General features: G+C 67.0%; 33 protein-coding genes. 25 read left to right on the top strand and 8 right to left on the bottom strand.

Annotated features, from left to right (window positions below):
- Positions 1-53: 53 nt before the first annotated feature.
- Entirely contained in the window at positions 54-464 is a 411-nt protein-coding gene (locus tag IEX93_RS08665) for a Uma2 family endonuclease (RefSeq protein ID WP_371863168.1), read from the top strand.
- On the opposite strand, the gene IEX93_RS08670 is transcribed toward IEX93_RS08665, so the two are convergent.
- The 7 genes from IEX93_RS08670 to IEX93_RS08700 are packed head-to-tail and all read right to left on the bottom strand — an operon-like array spanning position 442 to position 5,970.
- On the bottom strand, positions 442-1,419 hold the full coding sequence (locus IEX93_RS08670; protein ID WP_188847850.1) for a DHH family phosphoesterase: 978 nt from the start codon (positions 1,417-1,419) through the stop codon (positions 442-444). The genes IEX93_RS08665 and IEX93_RS08670 overlap by 23 nt on opposite strands.
- Before the next feature lie 10 nt (positions 1,420-1,429).
- Positions 1,430-2,134, bottom strand: a complete 705-nt coding sequence (gene tmpR, locus IEX93_RS08675; protein ID WP_188847813.1) for a bifunctional dihydropteridine reductase/dihydrofolate reductase TmpR — start codon at positions 2,132-2,134, stop codon at positions 1,430-1,432.
- Positions 2,131-2,541 carry an NUDIX domain-containing protein gene (locus tag IEX93_RS08680; protein WP_188847814.1) on the bottom strand — a complete coding sequence of 137 codons (411 nt, stop codon included), beginning with the start codon at positions 2,539-2,541 and terminating at the stop codon, positions 2,131-2,133. Before IEX93_RS08680 ends, tmpR begins: the two co-directional genes overlap by 4 nt.
- Positions 2,505-3,278, bottom strand: a complete 774-nt coding sequence (locus tag IEX93_RS08685) for a CDP-alcohol phosphatidyltransferase family protein (protein ID WP_188847815.1) — start codon at positions 3,276-3,278, stop codon at positions 2,505-2,507. Before IEX93_RS08685 ends, IEX93_RS08680 begins: the two co-directional genes overlap by 37 nt.
- Positions 3,279-3,281: 3 nt before the next feature.
- Positions 3,282-3,905 carry a (d)CMP kinase gene (gene cmk, locus IEX93_RS08690; RefSeq protein ID WP_188847816.1) on the bottom strand — a complete coding sequence of 208 codons (624 nt, stop codon included), beginning with the start codon at positions 3,903-3,905 and terminating at the stop codon, positions 3,282-3,284.
- Positions 3,890-5,179 (bottom strand): 3-phosphoshikimate 1-carboxyvinyltransferase, encoded by a 1,290-nt coding sequence (aroA, locus tag IEX93_RS08695; protein WP_188847817.1) that lies wholly within the window; start codon positions 5,177-5,179, stop codon positions 3,890-3,892. Before aroA ends, cmk begins: the two co-directional genes overlap by 16 nt.
- A 5-nt stretch (positions 5,180-5,184) precedes the next feature.
- Positions 5,185-5,970 carry a class I mannose-6-phosphate isomerase gene (locus IEX93_RS08700; protein WP_188847818.1) on the bottom strand — a complete coding sequence of 262 codons (786 nt, stop codon included), beginning with the start codon at positions 5,968-5,970 and terminating at the stop codon, positions 5,185-5,187.
- 19 nt (positions 5,971-5,989) lie between these two features.
- On the opposite strand from IEX93_RS08700, the gene IEX93_RS08705 reads away from it, so the two are divergent.
- From IEX93_RS08705 to IEX93_RS08720, 4 genes are all read left to right on the top strand, one after another.
- The gene (locus IEX93_RS08705; RefSeq protein WP_188847819.1) at positions 5,990-6,862 is read left to right on the top strand and encodes an SIS domain-containing protein; all 873 of its coding nucleotides are present in this window, start codon (positions 5,990-5,992) and stop codon (positions 6,860-6,862) included.
- Positions 6,862-7,542: an endonuclease V gene (locus IEX93_RS08710; RefSeq protein ID WP_188847820.1), complete on the top strand. Its 681-nt coding sequence runs from the start codon at positions 6,862-6,864 to the stop codon at positions 7,540-7,542. Before IEX93_RS08705 ends, IEX93_RS08710 begins: the two co-directional genes overlap by 1 nt.
- A gap of 7 nt (positions 7,543-7,549) precedes the next feature.
- The gene (locus tag IEX93_RS08715; RefSeq protein ID WP_188847821.1) at positions 7,550-8,185 is read left to right on the top strand and encodes a lysophospholipid acyltransferase family protein; all 636 of its coding nucleotides are present in this window, start codon (positions 7,550-7,552) and stop codon (positions 8,183-8,185) included.
- Positions 8,186-8,308: 123 nt separating this feature from the next.
- Positions 8,309-8,602 carry an HU family DNA-binding protein gene (locus IEX93_RS08720; protein ID WP_188847822.1) on the top strand — a complete coding sequence of 98 codons (294 nt, stop codon included), beginning with the start codon at positions 8,309-8,311 and terminating at the stop codon, positions 8,600-8,602.
- A gap of 45 nt (positions 8,603-8,647) precedes the next feature.
- Here IEX93_RS08720 and ftsH read toward each other — a convergent pair whose 3' ends face one another.
- Positions 8,648-10,525: an ATP-dependent zinc metalloprotease FtsH gene (gene ftsH, locus IEX93_RS08725; protein ID WP_188847823.1), complete on the bottom strand. Its 1,878-nt coding sequence runs from the start codon at positions 10,523-10,525 to the stop codon at positions 8,648-8,650.
- Between the two features lie 126 nt (positions 10,526-10,651).
- On the opposite strand from ftsH, the gene dnaK reads away from it, so the two are divergent.
- From dnaK to IEX93_RS08825, 20 genes are all read left to right on the top strand, one after another.
- Complete coding sequence (gene dnaK / locus IEX93_RS08730) at positions 10,652-12,496, top strand: molecular chaperone DnaK (protein ID WP_188847824.1); 1,845 nt, start codon at positions 10,652-10,654, stop codon at positions 12,494-12,496.
- 56 nt (positions 12,497-12,552) lie between these two features.
- Positions 12,553-13,086, top strand: a complete 534-nt coding sequence (gene gprE / locus IEX93_RS08735) for a nucleotide exchange factor GrpE (protein ID WP_188847825.1) — start codon at positions 12,553-12,555, stop codon at positions 13,084-13,086.
- 3 nt (positions 13,087-13,089) lie between these two features.
- Positions 13,090-13,932: a molecular chaperone DnaJ2 gene (gene dnaJ2, locus IEX93_RS08740; RefSeq protein WP_188847826.1), complete on the top strand. Its 843-nt coding sequence runs from the start codon at positions 13,090-13,092 to the stop codon at positions 13,930-13,932.
- Positions 13,919-14,155, top strand: a complete 237-nt coding sequence (locus tag IEX93_RS08745; RefSeq protein ID WP_188847827.1) for a chaperone modulator CbpM — start codon at positions 13,919-13,921, stop codon at positions 14,153-14,155. Before dnaJ2 ends, IEX93_RS08745 begins: the two co-directional genes overlap by 14 nt.
- Positions 14,156-14,321: 166 nt before the next feature.
- Complete coding sequence (clpB, locus tag IEX93_RS08750; RefSeq protein ID WP_188847828.1) at positions 14,322-16,886, top strand: ATP-dependent chaperone ClpB; 2,565 nt, start codon at positions 14,322-14,324, stop codon at positions 16,884-16,886.
- Positions 16,887-16,895: 9 nt separating this feature from the next.
- The gene (locus tag IEX93_RS08755; protein ID WP_188847829.1) at positions 16,896-17,285 is read left to right on the top strand and encodes a ferritin family protein; all 390 of its coding nucleotides are present in this window, start codon (positions 16,896-16,898) and stop codon (positions 17,283-17,285) included.
- The gene (locus tag IEX93_RS08760) at positions 17,282-18,466 is read left to right on the top strand and encodes a VLRF1 family aeRF1-type release factor (protein ID WP_188847830.1); all 1,185 of its coding nucleotides are present in this window, start codon (positions 17,282-17,284) and stop codon (positions 18,464-18,466) included. Before IEX93_RS08755 ends, IEX93_RS08760 begins: the two co-directional genes overlap by 4 nt.
- Before the next feature lie 14 nt (positions 18,467-18,480).
- Positions 18,481-18,897, top strand: a complete 417-nt coding sequence (locus tag IEX93_RS08765; protein WP_188847831.1) for an Hsp20/alpha crystallin family protein — start codon at positions 18,481-18,483, stop codon at positions 18,895-18,897.
- Between the two features lie 12 nt (positions 18,898-18,909).
- Positions 18,910-19,596, top strand: a complete 687-nt coding sequence (locus IEX93_RS08770; protein WP_188847832.1) for a metallophosphoesterase — start codon at positions 18,910-18,912, stop codon at positions 19,594-19,596.
- 92 nt (positions 19,597-19,688) lie between these two features.
- Positions 19,689-20,117: a ferritin-like domain-containing protein gene (locus tag IEX93_RS08775; protein WP_188847833.1), complete on the top strand. Its 429-nt coding sequence runs from the start codon at positions 19,689-19,691 to the stop codon at positions 20,115-20,117.
- A 10-nt stretch (positions 20,118-20,127) separates the two neighbouring features.
- Positions 20,128-20,802, top strand: coding sequence for a peroxiredoxin (locus IEX93_RS08780; RefSeq protein ID WP_188847834.1), 675 nt, complete (start codon positions 20,128-20,130; stop codon positions 20,800-20,802).
- Positions 20,803-20,805: 3 nt separating this feature from the next.
- Entirely contained in the window at positions 20,806-21,060 is a 255-nt protein-coding gene (locus IEX93_RS08785) for a glutaredoxin family protein (protein WP_188847835.1), read from the top strand.
- Positions 21,051-21,476, top strand: coding sequence for a thioredoxin (trxA, locus tag IEX93_RS08790; protein ID WP_188847836.1), 426 nt, complete (start codon positions 21,051-21,053; stop codon positions 21,474-21,476). Before IEX93_RS08785 ends, trxA begins: the two co-directional genes overlap by 10 nt.
- A 4-nt stretch (positions 21,477-21,480) precedes the next feature.
- Positions 21,481-21,894, top strand: a complete 414-nt coding sequence (locus IEX93_RS08795; protein ID WP_188847837.1) for an Hsp20/alpha crystallin family protein — start codon at positions 21,481-21,483, stop codon at positions 21,892-21,894.
- A gap of 85 nt (positions 21,895-21,979) precedes the next feature.
- On the top strand, positions 21,980-22,426 hold the full coding sequence (locus IEX93_RS08800) for a DUF1931 family protein (protein ID WP_188847838.1): 447 nt from the start codon (positions 21,980-21,982) through the stop codon (positions 22,424-22,426).
- Positions 22,389-22,847: a phosphate-starvation-inducible PsiE family protein gene (locus IEX93_RS08805; RefSeq protein WP_188847839.1), complete on the top strand. Its 459-nt coding sequence runs from the start codon at positions 22,389-22,391 to the stop codon at positions 22,845-22,847. The genes IEX93_RS08800 and IEX93_RS08805 overlap by 38 nt, the downstream gene beginning before the upstream one ends.
- A complete protein-coding gene (locus IEX93_RS08810; protein ID WP_188847840.1) occupies positions 22,844-23,317 on the top strand; it encodes a cation:proton antiporter regulatory subunit in 474 nt (157 codons plus the stop codon). The genes IEX93_RS08805 and IEX93_RS08810 overlap by 4 nt, the downstream gene beginning before the upstream one ends.
- Positions 23,317-24,432, top strand: a complete 1,116-nt coding sequence (locus IEX93_RS08815) for a cation:proton antiporter (RefSeq protein ID WP_188847841.1) — start codon at positions 23,317-23,319, stop codon at positions 24,430-24,432. Before IEX93_RS08810 ends, IEX93_RS08815 begins: the two co-directional genes overlap by 1 nt.
- A 23-nt stretch (positions 24,433-24,455) precedes the next feature.
- Positions 24,456-25,289, top strand: coding sequence for an SDH family Clp fold serine proteinase (locus IEX93_RS08820; RefSeq protein ID WP_188847842.1), 834 nt, complete (start codon positions 24,456-24,458; stop codon positions 25,287-25,289).
- The gene (locus tag IEX93_RS08825) at positions 25,290-25,922 is read left to right on the top strand and encodes a rhomboid family intramembrane serine protease (RefSeq protein WP_188847843.1); all 633 of its coding nucleotides are present in this window, start codon (positions 25,290-25,292) and stop codon (positions 25,920-25,922) included. It abuts the gene before it with no gap.
- Positions 25,923-25,927: the final 5 nt, after the last annotated feature.

Below are 25,927 nucleotides of genomic sequence, written 5' to 3' on the forward strand. Positions count from 1 at the left end.
GGTACCAGATACGGGCTGCGCCCGCAAGGGGAGATTTACCACGAAACGGAGATGTGGGTAAAGTCCTGTTGGAAAGGCTTTACGGCGACCGGGTCCTCGTCTACGTGCAAAACCCTATCCTCCTCTCCCCTCACTCCCTGCCCCAGCCGGACCTAGCCCTTTTGAAACCCCGTCCCGACTTCTACCGAAGCGGGCTTCCCCGGCCTGAGGACGTCCTTTTGGTGGTGGAGGTGAGCCTTTCCACCCGGGAACTGGACCAGAAGGTGAAGCTTCCCCTCTACGCCGGGGCGGGCATCCCCGAGGTCTGGCTGGTAGGGGAGGAAACCCTGGAGGTTTACCGAAAGCCCAAGGGAGGCCACTACCGCCTCCGCCTCCTGCTGGAAGCCGGGGAGGAGGTGGTGCCCTTGGGCCTCGAGGGGCCCCCCTTCCCCTTCAACCCTCCTAGAGGTACCCCGCCCGCTTAAGCTCCTCCTTGACGGCCTCGAGGACCCGCTCATAGGCCTCGTCCAGGTCCAGGCCCTTCAGGGTGGCCCCGGCGGCGGGAACGTGTCCCCCGCCCCCGAGCTTCAGGGCGATGTTCTGGGCGGAGACCCCGCCCCGGGAGCGGATGGAGACCTTCACGCCGTCCTCCTTCCGCCTCAGGTACACGGCCACCACGCTCCCCTCGGCGTAGCGGATCACCCCCACGAAGCCGTCGGAGTCCTCCTCGGGCACCTCGAGGTCCTCGGGCAGGTGGGCGGTGACCAAAAGCCCCCCGAAGTGGAAGGCCACGGTGGAAAGCACCGCCCCCAAGGCCTTGAAGTAGGTGGGGGAGCGGAACTGGAGGCGGTCGGTGATCTCGGCCAGGGGAACCCCGTGGGCCAGAAGCTCCGCCGCCTTGCGGAGGACCTCGGGGGTGGTGTTGGCGAAGCGGAAGTTGCCGGTGTCCGTGAGGATCCCCGTGAGGACCGGGGTGGCGATCTCCGGCGTCCACTCCACCCCTAAAAGGTCAATGAGGTCCTTGACCATCTCCGCCGTGGCGGCCTTGGAAGGGTCCACCACGGAAAGCTGGCCGAAGCGGGGGTTGGTGCCGTGGTGGTCAAGGTTGATGACGAAGCCCTCCACCGGGACCCCCGCCACCCTCGAGGGGTCGGCGCAGTCCAGGGCTACCAGGGTGGCCCCGGGGGGAAGCTTCTCCAGGGGGTCGGCGTACTCCTCCTCCTTGGCCAAAAAGCGCAGGAAACGGGGAGGCTCGGCCACCCAGCGGGCGTCCTTGCCCAGGGCCTTCAAGGCCCGGTAAAGGCCCAGGGAGCTCCCGATGGCGTCTCCATCGGGGTCCACGTGGGTGGCGATGTAAATGGGCCCCTCCACCGCTTTAAGAACCTCGGCCACCAAGCGCATCTTCTCCCAGTACTGGGGTTCAGGGGCGTTCCCGTCCACGGGGTCCATCCTACAGGTTCCACCCCCCGGCCACCTCCAGGACCTGCCCCGTGAGGTAGGGCTCCTTGACAAAGAAGAGCACCGCCCGGGCGACCTCCTCTAAGAGGGCGAGCCGCCCCATGGGGATCTCGTGAAGGGGCTTGGAGACGGAGTTTTCCGCCACCCCGGGGGCCACCACGTTGGCGGTGATCCCCGCCTGGGCGAAGCGCTTGGCGATGGCCTTGGTGTAGAGGATGACCCCGGTCTTGGCGATGGCGTAGGGGGTGATGTGGGTCCGGGCCAGGAGGTTCCCCGCCCCGGCGTAGCCCAGGTTGACGATGCGCCCGTAGCCTTGGGCCACCATGAGGGGGAGGACCCTTTGGGTGAGGAGGAAGGTGGCGGTGAGGTTGGTGTCCAGGATCCAGCGCCACTCCTCCAAGGAGACCTCCTCTATGGGCTTATAGAGGTAGTCCCCCACGTTGTTCACCAGGACGCCCACCCCCCCCAGGTGGTAGCGCACCTCCTCCACCAACCCGTCCACCTCCTCCTCCCGGGTGAGGTCCGCCCGGACCTTGATGGCCCTCACCCCAAGGGCTTCCGCCTCCTGACGGGTGGCCTCCGCCAGGGCCTCAGAGGTGCGGTAGTGGACGGCCACGTTAAACCCCTCCCGGGCCAGGGCCAAGAGGATGGCCCGGCCGATCCCCTTGGCGCTTCCCGTGACCAAAGCGACCCTCATGCCCCCTCCAGGTAGCGGGCCACCAGGACCCGGGTGAAGGTGTTCAGGGGATAGGCCAGGGCGGCCTTGGGCTCCACCCAGGCCCACTCCAGGATCTCCCCGTTCGGGCGCACCTCCCCTTCCGCCCGGGCGAAGTAGTTGAAGAGGAGCATATGGGTGGGCTTGTAGAACTCGGGGCTGAAAAGGGCCTCCTGCACCAGGGCGAAGCGGACCTCCTTAAGCCCAAGCCCCACCTCCTCCCAAAACTCCCGCCTTAGGGCCTCCTCCAAGGCCTCCCCCCAGGCCACCTTGCCCCCGGGCACCCCCCAAAGCCCCCGCCACTTGGCGGTGCGCACCAGAAGCACCAGGCCTTCCTGCTCCACCAGGGCCCCTACCGTGGGGATGGGATACTGCGGACGATCCTCCATAGGTACCAAAGGCCAAGATACAGGGCCTGGAGGAGGACGAAGGTGAGGTAGGCCCCAGGCTGGTGGAAGAGGAGGAAGACCCCCAGGAAGAAAAGCTGGGTGGTGAGGCCCAGGTTCACCACCCCCGCCAAGGCCCCCTCGTCCCAGAAACGCGAGGGGTCAAGCCGGAAACGCCTCTGTAGGGAAAACTCCAAGGCGGCGATGGCCCGGTCCTGGGGGGCGAAGAGGAGGGCGTAGAGCCCCCGGAAGAGGCGAAGCCAAGGGGTCTCCGGGTCCCGAGGCCCCTCGGGCAAAGGAAGCCCCCGGGAGAGGCGGTAAAGCCTTTCCAGGTTGAAGTCGTAGGACTGGACCAGGGTGAAGACCAAAAAGGCGAGGAGGGCCATCCCTAAAGAGCCTGTGCGCAGGCCCAGGGCCAGGAAGAGGGCCAGGTTCCCCAAAAAGTCCATCCCCGTGTCCAGGTAGCGGCCAAGCTCCGTCACCTCTCCTCTAAGGCGGGCGAGCTGCCCGTCGGCGTTGTCCAGAACGGTTTTGAGCTGGAGGAGGAGGGCGGCAAAGAGGTCCTCCCCCAAGAGGAGAAACCAGGCGGCCCCAAGGACCAGGCCCGTGTGGAAGAGGACCAGGTGGTGGGGCCTCACGGGGGTGCGCAGGAGAAGGAGGACAAGGAGGTGCGCTAGGGGGCGGAAAAGGAGGGCGTTTAGGAACTCCTGGACCGGCCTTTCCTTGGCCCCGGGGACCACGGGCTACCTCCGGATGTGGGCCAGGACCCAGACCACCACCTCGTCCAGGGTCATGCCCCCCGTGTCCAGGATTAAGGCGTCGGGGGCGGGGGCGCTTTGCGCCTTGTCCTTTTCGTCCCTAAGGATGAGCTCCCTAAGGACCTCCTCGTAGGCCTGGGGCCTTTCCTTGGCCCGCCTCGAGGCCCGCACCTCGGGGCTTGCCGTGAGGTAGAACTTGTGGGCCGCCTCGGGGAAGACCGCCGTACCCATGTCCCGCCCCTCGGCCACGAAGGGCGGGGGCACCTCCTTAAGCCGGGCGTTCACCCAGGCCCTCACCCCCGGGTGGCGGGCCACCTCCGAGACCACCCGGTCCACCTCCGGGGTGTGGAGGCTTGGGGTGAGGTCCTCCTCCTCCAGAAAGACCCGGTTCTCCCGCCCCGGCACCAGGCGCACCCGAAGACTCCCCAAAAGCCCAAGGAGCCTCGCCTCGTCCCCAAGGTCCACCCCCGCCCTCAGGGCGAGGAAGGCCGCCGCCCGGTAAAGGAGGCCGCTGGAGAGGTAAGGCACCCCCAAGGCCTCGGCCACCCGCTTGGCCACGGAGCTCTTGCCGGAGGCCGAAGGCCCGTCTATGGTCACGATGCCGCGCATAGCCTGAGGAGGTCTCGGAAGAACCCGGGGTAGGAGATCTCCGCCCAATCCGGCTCCCAGACCCTAACCCCCACGGGAAGGCCCGCCACGGCGAAGGCCATGGCGATGCGATGGTCGTGGAAGGGCTCCACCTCTCCCCCTCGCACCCCACCCCCTTGGATCCTGAGCCAGTCGGGGCCTTCCTCCACCTCTACCCCGAGGGCCCGGAGGTTTTGGGCAATGGCCGCCACCCGGTCGGACTCCTTCACCCGAAGCTCGGAAAGGCCTGGGATATGGGTCTCCCCTTCCGCCCAGGCGGCGGCCGCCGCCAAAACGGGCACCTCGTCCACCATGAGGGGGATGAGGCCGGGGTCCACGGAAACCCCCTGGAGGGGGCTATACCGGGCCCGCACCCACCCCACGGGCTCCCCCGCCTCGCCCTCGAGGACCCGCCACTCCAGGTCCGCTCCCATGGCCTTGAGAACGGTAAGAAGGCCGGTGCGGGTGGGGTTCAAGCCCACCCCCTCCACCACCACCTCCGAGCCCGGGACGAGGAGGGCCGCCACCAGGAAGAAGGCCGCCGAGGAGAAGTCCCCGGGCACCACCAGGTCCTTGGCGGGGAAGGGCCCCGTGCGCCAGGTGCGCACCTTCCTTCCCTCCACCTCCAAGGGCAGGCCGAAGTGGCGGAAGAGCCTCTCCGTGTGGTCCCGGGTGGGCGTGGGCTCCTCCACCTCCGTCTCCCCCTCGGCGAAAAGCCCCGCCAAAAGAAGGGCGCTTTTCACCTGGGCGCTGGGCACGGGGAGGGTGTAGCGGATGCCCTTCAGGGGGCCGCCCCTCACAGCAAGGGGCGCCCGCTTTCCCCCCTCCCGCCCCTCCACCCTCGCCCCCATGGCCCGAAGGGGCTCCACCACCCGGCCCATGGGGCGGCGCCTTAAGGAGGCATCCCCGGTGAGGACGGCGAAAAGCCCCTCCTGGCCTGCGAGGAGGCCAAGGAGGAGGCGCATGAGGGTGCCGGCGTTGCCGCAGTCCAGGACGTCCTCGGGCTCCTTCAGGCGAAGCCCCCTGCCCCGCACAAGGAAGTGGGGGCCCTCCTCCAAAACCTCCGCCCCCAAGGCCCGAAGGACCCGGGCGGTGGAAAGGGTGTCCCCCGCCTTCAAGGGGTAAAGAAGCCTCCCCTCCCCTTCGGCCAGGGCGAGGAGCATGAGGCCCCGGTGGGTCACGGACTTGTCCCCGGGGACCCGGATCCTCCCCTTGAGGGGGCCGCAAGGGGCGAGGTCCAAAAAGGGCCGGTCCATGCCCTCTAGTCTCCCCTCTCCCAGGAGGCCGGGTCAAGGGCGGGCTCGGCCCCAAGAAGAAGCCCCTCTCCCCGAAGGAGGGCCTCCTCCCCCGCCTCGAGGAGGAAGGTGGCGGGGGGCCTAAGGGCTTCCCCTCCGAGGAAGGCCTCCCCCTCGAGGAGGGTGAGGAGGAGGGGGCGCTCTGGCCTCAAGGAGAGGCTACCCCGAAGGGGGTAGCGGTAAAGCCGGAAGTAGGGGGTTTCTAAAAGCCTCTCCCCGCCCGGCACGGGCTTCGGGGCCACGGGGGGGATGGGGGTGGGCTTTAGGATGGCCACCTCCAGGGCTTTTTCCAGGTGGAGCTCCCGTGGGCGGCCGTAATCGTAAAGGCGGTAGGTGAGGTCAGAAGGGGTCTGGACCTCGTAGACCCGCACCCCGGGCCCCAGGGCGTGGACGGTGCCCGCGGGGAGGTAGACCACCTGGCCCGGCGCCACCCGGACCCGGTTCAAGACCTCGTCCAGGGTGCCCGCCTGGGCCCTTTCCCGCACCTCCTCTTTGCTCACCGGGCGGCGGAAGCCGTAGACGATCTCCCCCGGGGAGAGGACGTACCAGGCCTCGTACTTCCCGGGCTTGCCCTCCACCTTCAGGGCGTAGGCGTGGGGCGGGTGGACCTGGACGGAAAGCCAGTCCATGGGGTCCAAAAGCTTCACCAGAAGGGGTTCTTCCGCAAGCCACACCTCGCCCACCCCGGGGCCAAAGCCCAAGGCGCTCCCGCCCCAGATGCGCTCCACGGGTTTGGGCGTGAAACGGCGCATACCCTTTAGCATAAGGGGTATGCGCGACCTGGACCGGCAGGAAACCTACCTGGCCGACCGGCGGGGCCTGGCCCTGGAGCTTCGCGACCTGGTGGGCACAGGCCCCGTGCCCGCCGAAACCTACCCGGCTCCCCACGCCGTCTTGGGCTACGGGGAAGGGTGGTTCGCCGCCCAGGCCTCAGGCCTTCCCGACTGGACGGAGGAGGGCACCCTCTTCCTCCTGGAAGGGGGGTACGACCTGGGGGAGGCCGCCGCCCTAGGGATCTTGGCGGAGTCGGGGCGGGTTCGGGTGGTGCGGGTGGGCTTCCGGGAAGGGGTGGAGGTCTACCTCCCCCCAAGCCCCCTAAGCCCCTACCGCTACCTCCGCTTCCTCCTTTTGGCCACCGGGCAGGAAGGGGCTTTGAAGGAGGTGGACGAGGCCCTCCTAAAGGAAAGGCGCCGCCTCACCCCCGAGGTGCCCCTGGAGGAAAACCCCGCCAAGTTCCTGGCCTACACCCTTCTGGAAAGGCTCCCCGTCTTCTACGCCCCCTTTTTCCGCCCCCTGGAAGGGGCCGCCCAGAGCCTCTTCGCCCGCATGGGGAAAAGCCTCTCCCTGACCCCTCCCTTTAACGCTTTGGAGTTCTTCCTCACGGGCCTCGAGGCCCGCCATGAGCAGGGAGACCCCCTGGCGGCGGTCCTTTTGGGAAGCGGGGAGGCGGCGGGCCTCGCCAAGGAGATCCTGGAAACCCGGGTGGACGCCATCGCCGAGGTCCCGCCCCCCGAGGGAAGCCGCCTGGCCCAGGCCATGGCCCTCTGGTACCGCCTGGCCTGGACCGCCTACTACCTGGCCCTCCTCTACGGGGTGGACCCCTCGGACCCCGAGACCTTGGAGCGCCTTAGGGAAGCCACCTGATGGACCTCCCCCCCTTCCCCAAGCCCTCAAGCCTGGAAGAAGCCCTCCGCCTCCAGGAGGCCTTGGCTAAGCGGGTGCGCCTTGAGGGGAGCCTCGAGGGGGTGAAGCTCCTCGCCGCCCTGGACGCCTCCCACAAGCGGGGAAAGCCCCTTGTGGCGGTGGCGGTCCTCTACCACCTGGAAAGGGGCCCCCTCTTCGTGGGCCAAGGCCTCGTCCCAGAGGAGGCGCTTTTCCCCTATGTCCCGGGCTTCCTCTCCTTCCGGGAAGCCCCCGCCTACCTCCAAGCCCTAAAGGCCCTTCCCGAGGCCCCGGAGGCCCTGCTTTTGGACGGGCAGGGCATCGCCCACCCCCGGGGCCTCGGCATCGCCAGCCACCTCGGGGTCCACCTGGACCTCCCCAGCGTGGGGGTGGCCAAAAGCCTCCTCTACGGCCGCCTGGAAAGACCCCTCCCCCAGGAAGCGGGCAGCGCCGTGCGCCTTCTTTCCCCCGAGGGGTGCCCCTTGGGCTACGCCTACCGGAGCCGCACCGGGGTCAGGCCCCTTTACGTCTCCCCGGGGCACCGGGTGGGCCTAGAGGAAGCCTTGGCCTTCGTGAAGGGCCTGCCCACCCGCTTCCGCCTGCCCGAGCCCCTGCGCCTCGCCCACCTGGAGGCCGGCAAGGCCCTAAAGGCCCTAGACTAAGGACCCGATGAGCGCACCCCGTCCCAACCTCCTCTACCGCCTGGCCTGGCGGCCCGTGCGGGGCCTTCTCCACCTCCTCTTCGGCTACCGGGTGGAAGGGGCGGAGCGGGTGCCCAAAGAGGGCCCGGTGATCCTGGCCGCCAACCACCTCTCCATCCTGGACCCCATCGTCATCGCCGCCGGGGTGAGGCGCCCCGTGAGCTTCCTGGCCCGCTCGGAGCTCTTTCGCTTGCCCCTCCTTTCCCGCCTCCTTCCCCTCCTCTACGCCATCCCCGTGGAGCGGGGCCAAAGCGACCTTTTCGCCATCAAAAGCGCCATCCGCGCCCTGGAAAAGGGCATGGCCTTCGGCATCTTCCCCGAAGGCACGAGAAGCCGCACGGGCAGGCTCCAGCCCTTCAAGACCGGGGTGGCGGCCATCGCCTTCCGCACGGGAAGCCCCGTGGTCCCCGTGGCGGTCATCGGCGCCGAGGAAGCCTGGCCCACCGGGAGGAAGTTCTTCCGCCTCCGCCGCCCCATCCGGGTGGTCTTCGGGGAACCCATACCCGTCCCAAAGAAAAACCGGGTCACCCACCAGGAGCTAGAAAACTTAACGCGGGAGATAGAGGCCCGGGTACGGGAACTTCTTCCCCCCCGGTACCGGTAGAGGCAAAGCTTCCATTGTCATACATAACTACACTCAACGAAAGAAATGCCTAGGGCTATTGCGGAACACCCCCTAGCGTGATATATTCCCCTCCGGAAGGGGAAATCGCGAAGGAGGTGAAGAATGGCGGCAAAGAAGACGGTCACGAAAGCGGATCTGGTGGATCAGGTGGCGGCAGCCACGGGCCTCAAGAAGAAGGACGTCAAGGCCATGGTGGACGCCTTCTTGGAGAAGGTGGAAGAGGCCCTCGCCGCGGGCAGCAAGGTCCAGCTCACCGGCTTCGGCACCTTTGAGGTGCGCAAGCGCAAGGCCCGCACCGGCGTGAAGCCCGGCACCAAGGAGAAGATCAAGATTCCCGCCACCCAGTATCCCGCCTTCAAGCCGGGCAAGGCCCTCAAGGAAAAGGTCAAGAAGTAAAGGTTCCCTTCCCCCGGGGGGGCCTAGCCCCCCCCCCGGGTTTATTTAGGCCCCGCCCAAGGCCCCCCCGGGCTTCACCTTGGGTACCACCCGGGGGGCTTCCCGCTCTTCTTTGGCCTCGAGTCGCTCCTCCTCCAGGGGCAAGCCCTCCACCACCTTCTGGAACTCCTCGGCGGTGAGGGTCTCCCGCTCCAAGAGGGTCTCCGCCACCCGCTCCAAAACCTCCCGCTTCTCCTGGAGGAGGGCCTTCACCCGCTGGTACTGCTCCTCAATAAGCTGGCGCACCGCCTCGTCAATGCGCTTGGCGGTCTCCTCGGAGTACTGGCGCACGTCGTAGCCCCCCAGGTAGGTGTCCTCCCTCAGGGCGTAGGCCACGGGGCCGAACTCGGGGTGCATCCCCCACTCGGTGATCATGCGGCGGGCGAGCTCCGTGGCCTGGCGGAAGTCGTTCTCCGCCCCCGTGGTCACGTCGTCAAAGACGATCTCCTCCGCCGCCCGCCCCGCTAAGGCCACGGCGATCTGGTCCAAAAGGCGCTTCCTGGACCAGTGGAGCATGTCCTCCCGCTTGGGCATCATGAAGCCCAAGGCCCTCCCCCGGGGCACGATGGTCACCTTGTGCACCCCGTCGGCGTGCTCCAGGAAGTGGGCGGCCAGGGCATGGCCCGCCTCGTGGTAGGCGGTGATCCGGCGGTCCCGGGGCGAGAGGACCAGGCTCTTCTTGGCGGGGCCCATCATCACCCGGTCGGCGGCCTCCTCCAGGTCCTTCATGGTGATCTTCTTGCGCCCCTCCCGGGCAGCGAGGAGGGCGGCCTCGTTCAGAAGGTTCTCCAGATCCGCCCCCACGAAGCCCGGGGTGCGCTTGGCCAAAAGGGCCAGGTCCACGTCCTCGGCCAGGGGCTTCCCCCGGGCGTGGATCCTCAGGATCTGCTCGCGGCCCTTGACGTCGGGGGCGTCTATGGCGATCTGCCGGTCAAAGCGCCCGGGGCGAAGCAGGGCTGGGTCCAGGATGTCAGGGCGGTTGGTGGCGGCCATGACCACGATGGCGGTGTCCTTCTCAAAGCCGTCCATCTCCACGAGAAGCTGGTTTAGGGTCTGCTCCCTCTCGTCGTTGCCGCCCCCCACGCCGCCACCCCGCTTCCTCCCCACGGCGTCTATCTCGTCAATGAAGACGATGCAGGGAGCGTGGCGCTTGGCAGTCTCAAAGAGGTCCCGCACCCTCGCCGCCCCCACCCCCACGAACATCTCCACGAAGTCCGAGCCGCTTGCGGTGATGAAGGGCACCTTGGCCTCCCCGGCCACCGCCCGGGCCAGGTGGGTCTTCCCCACCCCCGGGGGGCCCACCAGGAGGACCCCCTTGGGGATCCGGGCCCCCATCTCGTGGAAGCAGCCGGGGTTTTTGAGGAACTCCACGATCTCCTTAAGCTCCTCCTTGGCCTCCTCGGCCCCGGCCACGTCCTTGAAGGTCACCTTGGGGGCCTCGGTGAGCACCTTGGCCCGGCTTTTGGTGAAGCTGAAGGCAGAGTCCGAGGGACCGGTTCGGCCCGTGCGGGAGAAGTAGAAGAGGGCCCCGATGAGGAGGCCCACCAAAAGGAGGGGCCAGAGGAAGCCCAAGGGGTTCTGCCCCTGGGGGGGCTCCACCCGCACGCTCACCCCCCGGGCCGTCCAGGCCTCGAGGGTCTCGTTGTCGGGCGGGCTTGTGGCGTAGGTGGTGAAGGTGGAGCCGTCCTTCAAGACCCCCTGGATCCGGGTGTCCCCGGCCCGCACCACCACCTCCTTCACCCGGCCCGCCTTCAGGTCCTCCAAAAAGGTGGTGTAGTTGACAGCCCCTCCGGGGCTCCCCACGGTGCCCGCCAGGCTAAAGGCCCAGGCCAGGAGCAGAACCCCCAGGGCCAAAACCGCGAAGTGGAAAGGTGTCCGGAACATGCCTGCCCTTAGGCTACACCTTTCCCGGGCAAAGGGGGTAGCCTGCGGCACTATGACAAAACCTTGCTCAACTCTCTTGACAATTTCGTTTGGGTTGGCGTATTCTCGGAGAGAGGTGATGCAGCTATGGCTAAGGCGGTAGGCATTGACCTGGGCACCACCAACAGCGTGATCGCCGTTCTGGAAGGCGGCAAGCCCGTGGTGCTGGAAAACGCCGAGGGGGAGAGGGTCACCCCCAGCGTGGTGGCCTTCCGGGACGGGGAAACCCTGGTGGGCCGCATGGCCAAGCGCCAGGCGGTCTTGAACCCCGAGGGGACCATCTTTGAGATCAAGCGCTTCATCGGGCGCCGCTTTGAGGAGGTCCAGGAGGAGGCCAAGCGGGTCCCCTACAAGGTGGTCCCCGGGCCCGACGGGGGCGTCAGGGTGGAGGTCAAAGGGAAGCTCTACACCCCCGAGGAGATCAGCGCCATGATCCTCCGCAAGCTGGTGGAGGACGCCTCCAAGAAGCTCGGGGAAAAGATCACCAAGGCGGTGATCACCGTCCCCGCCTACTTCAACAACGCCCAGCGGGAAGCCACGGCCAACGCCGGTAGGATCGCCGGGCTGGAGGTTTTGCGCATCATCAACGAGCCCACCGCCGCCGCGCTGGCTTACGGCCTGGACAAGAAGGGGAACGAGACCGTCCTCGTCTTTGACCTGGGGGGCGGGACCTTTGACGTCACCATCCTGGAGATCGGCGAGGGGGTCTTTGAGGTGAAGGCCACCTCCGGGGACACCCACCTGGGCGGCAGCGACATGGACCACGCCATCGTGAACTGGCTCGCCGAGGAGTTCAAGCGGGAGTACGGGGTGGACCTGAAGGCCGACCGCCAGGCCCTCCAGCGGCTCATTGAGGCGGCGGAGAAGGCCAAGATTGAGCTCTCCAGCACCTTGGAGACCACCATCAGCCTCCCCTTCATCGCCCTGGACCCCGCCAGCAAGACCCCCCTCCACCTGGAGAAGAAGCTCACCCGGGCCAAGTTTGAGGAGTTGATCCAGCCCCTCCTCAAGCGCCTCAGGGGCCCCGTGGAGCAGGCCTTGAAAGACGCCGGCCTAACCCCCGCCCAGATTGACGAGGTGATCCTGGTGGGCGGGGCCACCCGGGTGCCCGCGGTGCAGCAGGTGGTGCGGGAACTTCTGGGTAAGGAGCCCAACCGCTCCGTGAACCCCGACGAGGTGGTGGCCATGGGGGCCGCCATCCAGGCGGGGGTGCTCATGGGGGAGGTCCAGGACGTGGTCCTCCTGGACGTGACGCCCCTCTCCCTGGGCGTGGAGACCAAGGGCGGGGTGATGACCGTCCTCATCCCCCGGAACACCACCATCCCCACCCGCAAGTGCGAGATCTTCACCACCGCCGAGCATAACCAGACCGCCGTGGAGATCCACGTCCTCCAGGGCGAGCGCCCCATGGCCGCTGACAACAAGAGCCTGGGCCGCTTCCGCCTCGAGGGCATTCCCCCCATGCCTGCGGGCGTTCCCCAGATTGAGGTCTGCTTTGACATTGACGCCAACGGCATCCTCCATGTGACCGCCAGGGAGAAGTCCACGGGGCGCGAGGCCTCCATCACCATCCAGAACACCACCACCCTCTCCGAGGAGGAGATCCAGAGGATCATTGAGGAGGCCCAGCGCCACGCCGAGGAGGACCGCCGCCGCAAGGAGCACGCCGAGCTCAAGAACGCCCTGGACTCGGCCCGCGTCCAGGCGGAAAGGGTCCTCCAGGAGAAGCAAGGCGCCCCCGAGGCCAAGGCCCGCCTCGAGGCGGCCATACAGAAGGCCAAGGAGCTTGTGGAGCGGGACGCTCCCGATTCCGAGCTCAAGGCGGCCACCCAGGAGCTCCTGCAGGCCCTGGAGGCCTACGAGAAGGGGGCCACCCCCACGGGCAAGGGACCGGACGACGTGATTGACGCCGACTACAAGCCCGCAGACTAAAAAGCGCCTAGGCCCCGCCCCTAAAGGGGCGGGGCCCCTGCCCCAGGGGAGGGACCATGGAGAAGGAGCGGAACGAGAACACCTTGGAACAGGACCTCGAGGCCGTGGCCCATGAAGCCCAGGCCCTGGAGGAGCGCCTGAAGGCGGCGGAGGAAGAGCTCAATGCCCTAAAGGACAAGTACCTCCGCCTCCTCGCCGACTTTGACAATTACCGTAAGCGCATGGAGGAGGAGCTTAAGGCGCGGGAGCGGGAGGGCGTGCTCAAGGCCCTGAGGGCGCTCCTTCCCGTCCTTGACGACCTGGACCGGGCCCTGGAGTTCGCCGAGGCAAGCCCCGAGAGCATCCGCCAGGGGGTGCGGGCCATCCGGGACGGCTTCTTCCGCATCCTGGCCGGGCTTGGGGTGGAGGAGGTGCCCGGGGAAGGCGAGGCCTTTGACCCCAGGTACCACGAGGCCGTGGGCCTCCTCCCGGGCGAGCCGGGGAAGGTGGCCAAGGTCTTCCAGCGGGGCTTCCGCCTGGGCGAGGCCCTGGTGCGCCCGGCCCGGGTGGCCGTGGGCGAGGAGAAGCGGGAAAAGGCGGACCTGGAGTAGCCTATGGCGGCCAAAAAGGACTACTACGCCATCCTCGGGGTGCCCCGGAACGCCACCCAGGAGGAGATCAAAAGAGCCTACAAGCGCCTGGCCCGCCAGTACCACCCCGACGTGAACAAAAGCCCCGAGGCGGAGGAGAAGTTCAAGGAGATCAACGAGGCCTACGCCGTCCTCTCCGACCCGGAAAAGCGAAGGATCTACGACACCTACGGCACCGCCGAGGCCCCGCCCCCGCCGCCTCCTGGGGGGTACGACTTCTCCGGGTTTGACGTGGAGGACTTCTCCGATTTCTTCCAGGAACTCTTCGGCCCCGGCCTCTTCGGCGGTTTCGGGCGGCGGAGCCGCAGAGGGCGGGACCTCAGGGCCGAGCTTCCCCTCACCCTCGAGGAGGCCTTTCACGGCGGGGAGAAGGTGGTGGAGGTGGCGGGCCGGCGCGTTTCCGTGCGCATCCCCCCCGGGGTGCGGGAGAGGAGCGTGATCCGGGTGCCGGGCCTGGGGGGCCAGGGGGACCCCCCGGGGGACCTGCTCCTCGTGGTGCGTCTCCTGCCCCACCCCGTCTTCCGCCTCGAGGGGAACGACCTCTACGCCACCCTGGACGTCCCCGCCCCCATCGCCGTGGTGGGGGGTAAGGTGCGGGCCATGACCCTGGAAGGCCCCGTGGAGGTCACCATCCCCCCCAGGACCCAGGCGGGGAGGAAGCTAAGGCTTAGGGGCAAGGGCTTCCCTGGGCCCGCGGGCCGGGGGGACCTCTACCTGGAGGTGCGCATCACCATCCCCGAGCGCTTAACCCCCGAGGAGGAGGCCCTTTGGAAGAAGCTCGCGGAGGTGCACCATGCTCGCGCGTAGCGAGTGGCTTTCCCTGGAGACCCTGGAGGCCTACGGCCTTTCCTTAGGGGCCGTGCGGGCCTACGTGGAGATCGGCTTCGTGGAGCCCTTGGAGGTGGGGGGAAGCTGGTACTTCCGGAAGGCCGACCTCCTGCGCATGGCCAAGGCGGAACGCATCCGCAAGGACCTGGGGGCCAACCTCATCGGGGCGGCCCTGGTGGTGGAGATCCTGGAACGCCGCTAGCCCGGGACATTCCTCCTCTCCCATTTCCTTTACAATCAGGCTGAGGTCTCTTTCCGTTCCCTCCTCCGCCTTGGGTCTTCGCCCCAAACTTCACTAAGCCATTTTTAGAGCACTTGACAACATCAATAGCAACTGATATGCTAATCACAGCAGGGAGGCAAGGGGTATGAACCTGGAACGCTGGACGCAAGCCGCCCGCGAAGCCCTGGCCCAGGCGCAGGTCCTGGCCCAAAGGATGAAGCACCAGGCCATAGACCTGCCCCACCTCTGGGCCGTCCTCCTCAAGGACGAGGGGGGCCTCGCCTGGCGGCTTCTGGAAAAGGCCGGGGCCGACCCCAAGACCCTGAAGGAGGCCCAGGAGCGGGAGCTCGCCCGCCTGCCCAAGGTGGAGGGGGCCGAGGTGGGCCAGTACCTCACAAGCCGCCTCTCCGGGGCCTTGAACCGGGCTGAGGCCCTGATGGAAGAGCTTAAGGACCGCTACGTAGCGGTGGACACCCTGGTCCTGGCCCTGAGCGAGGCCACCCCGGGGCTTCCGGGCCTCGAGGCCCTGAAAAAAGCCCTGCTGGAACTAAGGGGAGGTAAGACCGTGCAGACGGAACACGCGGAAAGCACCTACAACGCCTTGGAACAGTACGGCATTGATTTGACGAAGCTCGCCGCCGAAGGGAAGCTGGACCCGGTGATCGGCCGGGACGAGGAGATCCGGCGCGTCATCCAGATCCTCCTCCGGCGCACCAAGAACAACCCGGTCCTCATCGGCGAGCCCGGCGTGGGGAAGACGGCCATCGTGGAAGGCCTGGCCCAGCGCATCGTCAAGGGGGATGTGCCCGAGGGTCTCAAGGGCAAGCGGATCATCTCCTTGCAGATGGGCTCCCTCCTCGCCGGGGCCAAGTACCGGGGCGAGTTTGAGGAGCGCCTGAAGGCGGTGATCCAGGAGGTGGTCCAGTCCCAAGGGGAGATCATCCTCTTCATTGACGAGCTCCACACCGTGGTGGGGGCGGGCAAGGCGGAAGGCGCCGTGGACGCCGGCAACATGCTGAAGCCCGCCCTAGCCCGGGGGGAGCTTCGCCTCATCGGGGCCACCACCCTGGACGAGTACCGGGAGATTGAGAAAGACCCCGCCCTGGAACGGCGCTTCCAGCCCGTCTACGTGGACGAGCCCACGGTGGAGGAGACCATCTCCATCCTCCGGGGCCTCAAGGAGAAGTACGAGGTCCACCACGGGGTGCGCATCTCCGACAGCGCCATCATCGCCGCCGCCACCCTCTCCCACCGGTACATCACGGAAAGGCGCCTCCCCGACAAGGCCATTGACCTCATTGACGAGGCGGCGGCCCGCCTGCGCATGGCCTTGGAAAGCGCCCCCGAGGAGATTGATGCCCTGGAACGGAAGAAGCTCCAGCTGGAGATTGAGCGGGAGGCTCTGAAGAAGGAGAAGGACCCCGACTCCCAGGAAAGGCTCAAGGCCATTGAGGCGGAGATCCAAAGGCTTAGCGAGGAGATCGCCAAGCTCCGGGCCGAGTGGGAGAAGGAAAGGGAGATCCTGAGGAAGCTTCGCGAGGCCCAGCAGCGCCTGGACGAGGTCCGGCGGCAGATTGAGCTTGCCGAGCGCCAGTACGACCTGAACCGGGCCGCCGAGCTCCGCTACGGGGAGCTTCCCAAGCTGGAGGCCGAGGTGGAGGCCCTTTCGGAGAAGCTTAAGGGCGCCCGCTTCGTCCGCCTCGAGGTCACCGAGGAGGACATCGCCGAGATCGTCTCCCGCTGGACCGGGATCCCCGTATCCAAGCTTCTGGAAGGGGAAAGGGAAAAGCTCCTAAGGCTTGAGGAGGAGCTCCACAAGCGGGTGGTGGGGCAGGACGAGGCCATACGGGCTGTGGCCGACGCCATCCGCCGGGCCCGGGCCGGGCTTAAGGACCCCAATCGGCCCATCGGGAGCTTCCTCTTCCTCGGGCCCACGGGGGTGGGGAAGACGGAGCTCGCCAAGACCCTGGCCGCCACCCTCTTTGACACCGAGGAGGCCATGATCCGCATTGACATGACGGAGTACATGGAGAAGCACGCCGTCTCCCGCCTCATCGGGGCCCCGCCCGGCTACGTGGGCTACGAGGAGGGAGGCCAGCTCACCGAGGCGGTGCGGCGGCGGCCTTACTCGGTCATCCTCTTTGACGAGATTGAGAAGGCCCACCCCGACGTCTTCAACATCCTCCTCCAGATCCTGGACGACGGCCGCCTCACCGACAGCCACGGGCGCACCGTGGACTTCCGCAACACCGTCATCATCCTCACCTCCAACCTGGGAAGCCCCCTGATCCTGGAGGGCCTGCAGCGAGGCTGGTCTTACGAGAGGATCCGGGAGGAGGTCTTTAAGGTCCTCCAGCAGCACTTCCGCCCCGAGTTCCTGAACCGCTTGGACGAGATCGTGGTCTTCCGGCCCCTCACCAAGGAGCAGATCCGCCAGATCGTGGAGATCCAGCTGGGCTACTTGAGGGAGCGCCTTGCGGAAAAGCGCATCAGCCTGGAGCTCACCGAGGCCGCCAAGGACTTCCTGGCGGAAAGGGGCTACGACCCCGTCTTCGGGGCGAGGCCCCTCAAGCGGGTGATCCAGCGGGAGCTGGAGACGCCCCTCGCCCAGAAGATCCTCGCCGGCGAGATCAAGGAGGGGGACAAGGTGGTGGTGGACGTGGGCCCTGCGGGCCTCGTCTTCCAGGTTCCCACCCGGATAGAGGCCTGAGGAGGGGGTATGGACCCGGTGAAGGTGCTGCAGAAAGCCTACCAGGACGAGCTCCTGGACGCCCTTAGGGCGGAAGGGGCGGCGGAAGGGGTGCCCTACCCCCACGTGCGGGCCCTCCTCCTGGAGGTGGCGAAAAGGGAACGGGCCCACGCCGAGGCCCTGGCGGAGGCCTTGAGGCGGCGGGGGGCCTCCCTGCCCCCCGCCCCCAAGGCGGAGGAAGGGGGGTGGGAGACCCTTCTCCGCCTTCTCTCCGAGGAAGGGTTGGACCGGGCCTACTACCTGGAGAGCACCTTCCCCGACCCCGAGCTGGAAGCCCTCTTCACCCGGCTCGGCCAGGAGGAAAAGCAAAACCAAGAGGCGGTGCGCAAAGCCGTGATGCTTATAGGAGGTGGCCTATGATCGGAAAAGAGGAGATCCGCCGTATCCGCGAGTCCATCGGCGCCAAGGAAGGGCCTATCCTCTCCCTTTACGTGGACGTCAACCCGGCCAAGCCGGAAAACGCCGGCAAGGCCTACGCCTTAAGGGCCAAGGACGCCCTGAAGGCCCTTAACGTCCCCGAGGACCTTGCGGAAAGGGTCCTGGAGGTCTTGAAAAACCAGGTCCTCGAGGCTAGGACCGCCGTCTTCTTCGCCGGGGAAGACCTCTTTGAGGTCCTCCTTCTTCAGGTGGAGCTTCCCCTGGTGAACAGCGTGAAAACCGCCTTCCTGGACGAGAAGGCGGGGCGGTACCTAGTGGACGGCGTCCTGGCCCACTTCGGCGAGCCCTTCCTCCTTCCTTTGGTCTACGCCCTGGACGAGTACGAGCGCTACGGCGTGGTCTACGTGGACCGGGAAAAATGGCGGGTCTTTGAGGTCTTCCTAGGGGAGATTGAGGAAGTCCACGACGCCTTCCTGGCTCTGGACACCGAGGCCTGGCGCCGCCTCTCCCTGGACGCCCCTGGGCGCCGCTTCAACCTGGGCGGGATCGCCCGGGGCGGGGCGGGACAGGACCTCTTCGCCAAGCGCCTCGAGGCCTGGGAGGAACGCTTCTATAAGGCCTTGGCCCACGAGCTGGAAAAGCTCGCCGAGGCCCGGGGCTTCACCCGGCTCGTCCTCATGGGCCCCGAGGAGCACACCAAGCTCTTCTTGGGCCACCTGCCCAAGCGCCTGAGGGAGCGGGTGGTGGCGGAGCTTCCCTCCCTGCCCCACCCCGCCGCCAGCCCCGGCGAGGTGCTGAAGCGCTTGGAGCCGGTCCTGGAAGAGGTGGAGCGCCGGGAGGAGGTCAAGCTCCTGGAGAGGCTTGAGGAGGCCTACCCCAGGGCCGCCTTCGGCCCCGAGGTCCTCGCCCGGGTCCAGGAGGGTCGGGTGGAGGTCTGGGTCCTGCCCTGGCACCTGGAGCAGGAGGTCTACCTCTGCCAGGACTTCGCCTTCGCCGACGAAGCCCAGGCCTTGGCTTACTGCGAAAGCCCCGAGAAGAAACCCCTCGCCGCGGTGCTCGCGCCCTTGGCCGTGGGCTACGCCACCAAGCTGGAGTTCGTGCGCGGCGAGGCCGAAAAGAGGCTTCTTGAGCGCGGCGGGATGGCCGCGCTCTTGAGGTGGTGAAGGAGGTGATGGGTATGTTGCGGTTTGATCCTTTTAGGGAGCTTGAGGAGCTTCAGGAGCGGTTGGCCCGGGCTTTCGCGCCCCAGGCCCAGCAGGGCCCTAGGGTCTACGCCCCGCCCGTGGACGTGTGGGAGGACGAGGAGGGCCTCCACCTCCTGGTCTACCTGCCGGGGGTGGAGCCCGAGAAGGTGGAGGTGGTGGCCGAGGAAGGGGTGCTCTCCGTGAAGGCGGAGCGGCCCTTTGAAAAGAAGGAGAACGTGGCCTACCACCGGCTGGAGGGCACCTACGGCACCTTCGCCCGGAGCTTCAACGTGCCCAGCACCTACGACCTCTCCCGGGTCCAGGCCCGCTTCCGCCACGGGGTGCTTCACCTCCTGGTGCCGCGGGCCGAGGCCACGAAGCCCAAGAAGATCCAGGTGCAGGTGGAGTGAGGAGGTGAGCCTATGCGGCGCACGGTAAGGTACATCCTCGCCACTTCCAATCCCATGGGCGACCTCGAGGCCCTGGAGAAGTTCGTGCGCATCGCCCCGGACACCGGGGCGGACGCCATCGCCCTCATCGGCAACCTGATGCCCAAGACCGCCAAGAGCCGGGACTACGCTGCCTTCTTCCGCATCCTCTCCGAGGCCCACCTGCCCACCGTCTACATCCCGGGCCCTGAGGACGCCCCCATCTTTGAATACCTGCGGGAGGCGGCCAACGTGGAACTCGTCCATCCCGAGATGCGCAACGTCCACGAGACCTTCACCTTCTGGAAGGGCCCCTACCTGGTGGCGGGCGTGGGCGGGGAGATCGCCGACGAGGGCGAGCCCGAGGAGCAGGAGGCCTTGCGCTACCCCGCCTGGGTCGCCGAGTACCACCTGAAGACCCTCTGGGAGCTCAAGGACTACCCCAAGATCTTCCTCTTCCACACCGCGCCCTACCACAAGGGCCTGAATGAGCGGGGCTCCCACGAGGTGGCCCACCTCGTCAAGACCCACAACCCCCTTCTCGTCCTCGTGGCCGGGAAGGGCCAGAAGCACGAGACCCTGGGGGCGAGCTGGGTGGTGGTGCCCGGCGACCTCTCGGAGGGCGAGTACAGCCTTCTGGACCTGAGGGCCAAGAAGCTGGAGGCCGGGAACGTCCGCTAGGGGAAGCCCCGCCCCAGGGAGGCCTGGGGCGGGGTTCTTTAAAGGGTTTTTGGGTAAAATGGAAGAGCAAGCCCAGCTTGCGGGAGGTATGTATGGACAAGGAAACCCTCATCCAAGGCCTTAACCAGGACCTGGCCCACGAGTACCAGGCCATTATCCAGTACGTGACCTACGCCGCCACGGTCTCGGGCATCCACAGGGGCGAGCTCAAGGAGTTCTTCCTGGCGGAGATCCAGGACGAGCTCCGCCACGCCCAGTTCCTGGCGGACAAGATCGCCGCCTTGGGCGGCAAGCCCACCACCACCCCCGCCCCCGTGCCCGAGGCCACCACGCCCCGGGCCATGCTGGAGGCGGTGCTCCAGGCGGAAAAGGAAACCATCGCCCGCTACGTGGAAAGGATGAAGCAGGCCGAGGCCTTCGGGGACTACGGCCTCGCCAACGACCTCCAGGAGATCATCTCCGAGGAGACCCGGCACAAGGAGGAGACGGAGAAGCTTTTGAAGGGGACCTGGAAGGAATAAGGAGGTGGCCATGCGCTTCCCGGAGCTTGCCCGGCGCTTTCTGGAACTGGAACCCAGGCTGGCCGAGGGCCCGGAGAAGGAAGCCCTTTCTCTCCTCCACGCCATGCTCCAGGAGCTTTGGCGGGAGGTGGGGGCAAGGCCCGGGGAGCGGGAGGGCCTCGAGGCGCTCCGCAACCTGTACAAGAAGGCCCCCAAGATGGAGGCCCCCCGTGTGGCCCCGGGCCTTAGCGTGGGGGAAAGGGCCCCGGATTTCGCCCTGCCGGACGCCCAGGACAACCTCGTGCGCCTTTCCGATTTCCGGGGCCGGCCCGTGGTCCTGGTCTTCTACCCCCTGGACTGGAGCCCGGGGTGCAGCCAGCAGCTGGACCTTTACCAGGCCGAGCTTCCGGAGTTTGAGCGCCGGAACGCCGTCCTCCTGGGGATCTCCGTGGATTCCATCTACTGTCACGGGGCCTTTGCCTTCGCCCGGGGGCTCACCTTCCCCCTCCTCGCCGATTTCCACCCCAAGGGGGAGGTGGCCCGGCGCTACCGGGTGTGGCGGGAAGAGGACGGCTTCAGCGAGCGGGCCCTCTTCGTGGTGGACCCCGAGGGGGTTATCCGCTACGCCCACGTCTCCCCCTACCTCCACCACATCCCCCCCATTGAAGAGCTCTTCCAAGCCCTAGACGCCCTAAGAAGGGAGTAGGCCATGGAGCCCGTGGTCCTCTACGGCACCTCCTGGTGCGCCCAAACCCAGCTTTTAAGGCGCCTTTTGGAACGGCTGGGCGTGCCCTACCGGTACGTGGACCTGGAGGCCCACCCCGAGGTCCACCCCACCCTCCGTTTCCTCACCGGGGGGAGGCTTTCCCACCCCGTGGTCTACGTGGGCGGGGAGGTCCTGGTAGAGCCCACGCCGGCCGAGTTGGAGCGGGCCCTCTGGCGGAGGGGGTACCTATGGTGGTGACCTGCCCCAAGTGCGGGGCCAAAAACCGCCTGGGCACCCCTCCGCCCGGGCAGGTGCCGGTGTGCGGGGCCTGCAAGACCCCCTTGCCCTGGGTGGTGGAGACGGACGAAAAGGGCTTCGCCCAGGAGGTGGCGGGGGTCCCTTTGGCCTTGGTGGACTTCTTCGCCCCCTGGTGCGGCCCCTGCCGCCTGGTAAGCCCCATTCTAGAGGAGCTCGCCCAGGAGCACGCCGGCAGGCTCAAGGTGGTGAAGGTGAACGTGGACCAGAACCCGGGGCTTGCCGCCCGGCACGGGGTCCGGAGCGTGCCCACCCTGGTCTTCTTCCGCCGGGGCGAACCGGTGGCCACCTGGGTGGGGGCGAGCCCCAAGCAGGTCCTGGAGGAGCGGCTTAGGCCCTACCTCGGGGAGAGGAGGTGAGAAGATGCTGGAAAAACTCTGGCCCTTTGGCAGGAACCGGGTGCGCAAGGCGGTGGAGGAAGCCCTAGAAAGGGCCTTCCAAGAGGTGGGGGAAGCCCTGGAGCCTCTTTCCGAGCTTCAGGAGCACCCGGACCACTACCTCCTGCGGGTGGAGGTGCCGGGGCTTGGCCCGGAGAACCTGGAGGTGCGCCTGGAGGGCGACCAGCTGGTGATCCAAGGGGAGAAGCGGGAGGAAAAGCGCACCAAGCACCTGGCCGAGATCGTCTACGGGAAGGTCTACCGGGCCTACCTCCTCCCCAAGGACGCCAAGAAGGAGGGGATCACCGCCCGGCTTAGCCGTGGGGTCCTGGAGGTGCGCATCCCCCGGGAGGCGCGCCCCGAGGAGCCGCCCGTGCGCATCCCCGTGGAGGAGGCCTGAGCCCCTTGCCCCTGGCGGGGGCTCGGGCCGCCCAAGATTGACAAAAGTAGGCTCAAAGATTTAGAGTGCAGATAGGGAGGTAGTTATGTTGATGAAAGTGGCCGAGTTTGAAAAGCTCTTCCGCCTGGCGGCGGGGCTAGACGTGGACAAGAACGACCTGAAGCGCCTTTCCGACTTCCTGCGGAACAAGCTCTACGATCTCCTGGTGGTGGCCGAGCGGAACGCCAAGTTCAACGGGCGCGACCTGATCCTGGAGCCCGACCTGCCCATCACCAAGGGGCTTCAGGAAACCCTTAAGGAGTTCCGCCAGATGGACACCACCCTGGAACTCAAGCCCGTGCTGGACGCTTTAGCGGCTTTGCCGCCTTTGGACCTCGAGGTGGCGGAGGACGTGCGGAACCTCCTCCCGGAGCTCGCCGGGGCCTTGGTGGTGGCCTACGCCCGGGTGCTCAAGGAGCTGGACCCCGCCCTCAAGAACCCCCAGACAGAGCACCATGAACGGGCGGAGCGGGTCTTTAACCTCCTCCTCTAGCGTGAGCCAGGACCTTCTGCTCCAAGCCTACCGGAGGGCCATCCGCCTCGTGTTCAATCTGGTGGTGGTGGCCCTCCTCGTGGGCCTTTTCGTGGGGGCCTGGCGCACCTTCTTGGAACTCGGCCTCACCCTCACGGAGCCCACGGTGCGCCTCGGGTTCAAGGAGCTCGTGACCAACGTCCTTTCTCTCGTGGTCCTCCTGGAGCTGGTCCGGGCCTTCGTGGAGTACTTTGAGGTGGAACGGGTGCGCCTGGAGATCCTCCTGGAGATGGGCATCGCCCTGGCCCTAAGGGAGCTCCTTCTCCTCCTCTTTGAAGGGAAGCTTTCCGGGATGGAGGTTTTCTTCTGGAGCCTGGGCATCCTGGTCCTGGTGGCCGGGCGCACCCTGGCGGTGCAGTTCTCCCCAAGGAGGGCAGGATGAAGGTAGAGGAAGTGGTCCTTCCCGGCGTGGGGCGCAAGTTCACGATCACCACGCGAAGCGGGGACCGGCTGGTCATCGTGGTCCACCATTCCGGCAAGCGGGAACTCCAGTACTTTGAGGCGGGCGAGGAGGACGAGCCCACCGTGGCCCTGGACCTCACCGACGAGGAAGCGAGGGAGCTTGGGGCCATCTTGGCCGGGGTCCTCTTCCACCCCGAGGCGGTGGGGGACACCCGGAGCAAGCTCGGGGCCAAGGTGATTGAGTGGGTGAAGGTCCTCCCGGGCTCGAGGCTCGCCGGCAAGCGGGTGGGGGACCTCCCCCTGCCCGAAGGGGCCCACATCCTGGCCGTGGACCGCCCCGGGGAGCCCCTTCTCCCCAACCCCGGGCCCGAGGTGGTCCTGGAGGTGGGGGACACCCTGGTGGTGGCGGGAAGCCGGGAGGCGGTGGAGGCCCTGAAGAGGAGTTTCTGATGCACCCTTCCCTCGAGGCCTTCGCCCTGGCCGCGGGGCTTTTGGCCCTGGGTGCGGCCCTGGTGCACCGCTTCGGGTTTCCTCCCCTCCCCGTCTACCTCCTGGCGGGCCTGCTGGTGGGGGAGAGGCTTCCCGTGGAGGATTTGGAGCCTCTTCCCTCCTTGGGGCTATTGCTCCTCCTCTTCTCCGTGGGGCTGGAGTTTGGCCCCGACCGGCTAAGGGAGCTTTCCGGCAAGATCATCCGGGCCGGGTTTTGGGACGCCCTGGCCCTCCCCTTGGGCTTCCTCTTGGGCCTCCTCGCCGGGCTGGACCTCCGGGGGGCCCTCCTCCTCGCCGGGGTGATCTACGAAAGTGCCAGCGCTGTCCTCGCCAAGCTCATCATTGACCTGCGCCGGGCCGCCAACCCGGAAAGCGAGGTGGCCCTCGGGGTCTCGGTGATGCAGGACCTGGTCATCGCCCTCCTCCTCGCCCTCTTGGGCAGCCAGGAGCCCACGGGTTTCCTTGGGGGGGTGGCCCTGGCCCTCCTTTACCTCTTCTTCGCCCGCTTCCTGGGCCCCAGGCTCGTCCGCTTCATGGAAGGGCTTTCCGACGAGCTGGTCCTCCTTCTCGGGGCCTCCTTCACCACGGGCACCGCCCTCCTCTTCCACGCCGTGGGGGCCTCGGAGGGCGTGGGGGCCTTCCTCTCCGGGGTCATCGCCGCCGGGCTTGGCCTCCGGGAGAGGCTTGAGCACCTCTTCGGCCCCGTGCGGGACCTGGGGATGGCCCTCTTCTTCCTGGTGGTGGGGGCGGAGGCCCTAAACCTCCTTCAGGGCCTCACCCCCTTGGCGGTGGGGCTTGCGGTTTTGGGCCTCCTCCTCAAGCTCCCCTTGAACTTCTGGGGCGGGGCCCAGGCGGGGCTAGGGAAAAGGCAGAGGCTCTATGCCGCCCTTTACCTGGTGCCCCGGGGGGAGCTCTGCCTGGTCCTGGGAACCCTGGCCCTGAACCAGGGCTACCCCCTGGTGGCCCAGGTGGCCGTGCTTATGGTCTTGGTCTCCATCCCCCTGGGGGCTCTCCTCATCCGCTACGCCCCGGAGATCGGCAAGAGGCTTTACCCCTCCAAAAGGCCCCTTCGGTAAACTAGAAGGGAAAGGGGTGGCGTGTGGACATCTTTTTCCAGCTCTTCTGGTTATTCTTCATCCTTTCGGTCCTCTCCCCCTACTTCCAGCAGCAGATGCTCCTGGGGGCCAGGGCCAGAAAGATAGCGGAGCTTGAGCGCAAGCGGAAAAGCCGGGTCATCACCCTCATCCACCGCCAGGAGGCGGTGAACTTTTTGGGCATCCCCATCAGCCGCTACATCAACATTGACGACTCCGAGCAGGTCCTAAGGGCCATCCGCCTCACCGACAAGGGCGTGCCCATTGACCTCATCCTCCACACCCCCGGCGGGCTCGTGCTGGCGGCGGAGCAGATCGCTGAAGCCCTCCTGCGCCACCCCGCCAAGGTGACGGTCTTCGTCCCCCACTACGCCATGTCCGGGGGGACCCTCATCGCCCTCGCCGCTGACGAGATTGTGATGGACGAGAACGCCGTCTTAGGCCCCGTGGACCCCCAGCTTGGCCAGTACCCGGCGGCGAGCATCGTCAAGGTCCTGGAGAAAAAGCCCCTCTCGGAGATTGACGACCAGACCCTGATCCTGGCGGACGTGGCGGAAAAGGCCCTCAGACAGGTCAAGGCCACGGTGAAAAACCTCCTCAAGAAGCACCTGCCCGAGGAGAAGGCGGAGGAGGTGGCACACCTCCTCTCCCAGGGCACCTGGACCCACGACTACCCCATAGACGTGGAGCAGGCGCGGTCCATGGGGCTCAACGTCTCCACGGAGATGCCCAAGGAGGTTTACGAGCTCATGGAGCTTTACCCCCAGGCCCAAGGGGGGAAGCCCAGCGTCCAGTACGTGCCCCTACCCTACCGGCAGGAAAGGGAGGGGAGGCCCTAGGTGTTCCCCCTTTACGACATCAACCGGGCGCGCCGCCCTCCTTTGGTGGTGCGGGGCCTGGTCCTGGCCAACGCCCTCGCCTTCCTCTGGCAGCTTTCCGTGGGCCTAGAGAGGAGCGCCTACGCCTTAGGCTTCATCCCCGCCCTCTTCTTCCAAGATCCCGTGGGGGAAAGCTACCGCCTTTTCACCAGCATGTTCCTCCACGGGGGCTTCTTCCACATCCTCTCCAACATGTGGTTCCTTTGGGTCTTCGGAGACAACGTGGAGGACCGCATGGGCCACGGGCGCTTCCTTCTCTTCTACCTCCTGGGCGGGGTGGCGGCGGCCTTGGTCCAGGGGCTTTTCATGCCCTCCTCCTCCGTTCCCATGATCGGGGCGAGCGGGGCGGTCTCCGCCGTCCTTGGGGCCTACTACGCCCTCTTTCCCCGGGCCTACGTGGTCTCGGTGGTTTTCTTTTTCTTTCCCTTCTTCGTCACCCTGCCCGCCGGGTTTTACCTAGGGTACTGGGCCTTCCTTCAACTCTTCCAGGGGGTTTTGGGGCTTCCGGGGGTGGCCTGGTGGGCCCACCTGGGGGGCTTCGTCTACGGGGTCTTCCTGGCGCCCCGCTTGGCCCCAAGGTGGCGGCGCTGGTAAACTTT

Source organism: Thermus composti (genome assembly GCF_014647535.1).
Classification (GTDB): domain Bacteria; phylum Deinococcota; class Deinococci; order Deinococcales; family Thermaceae; genus Thermus; species Thermus composti.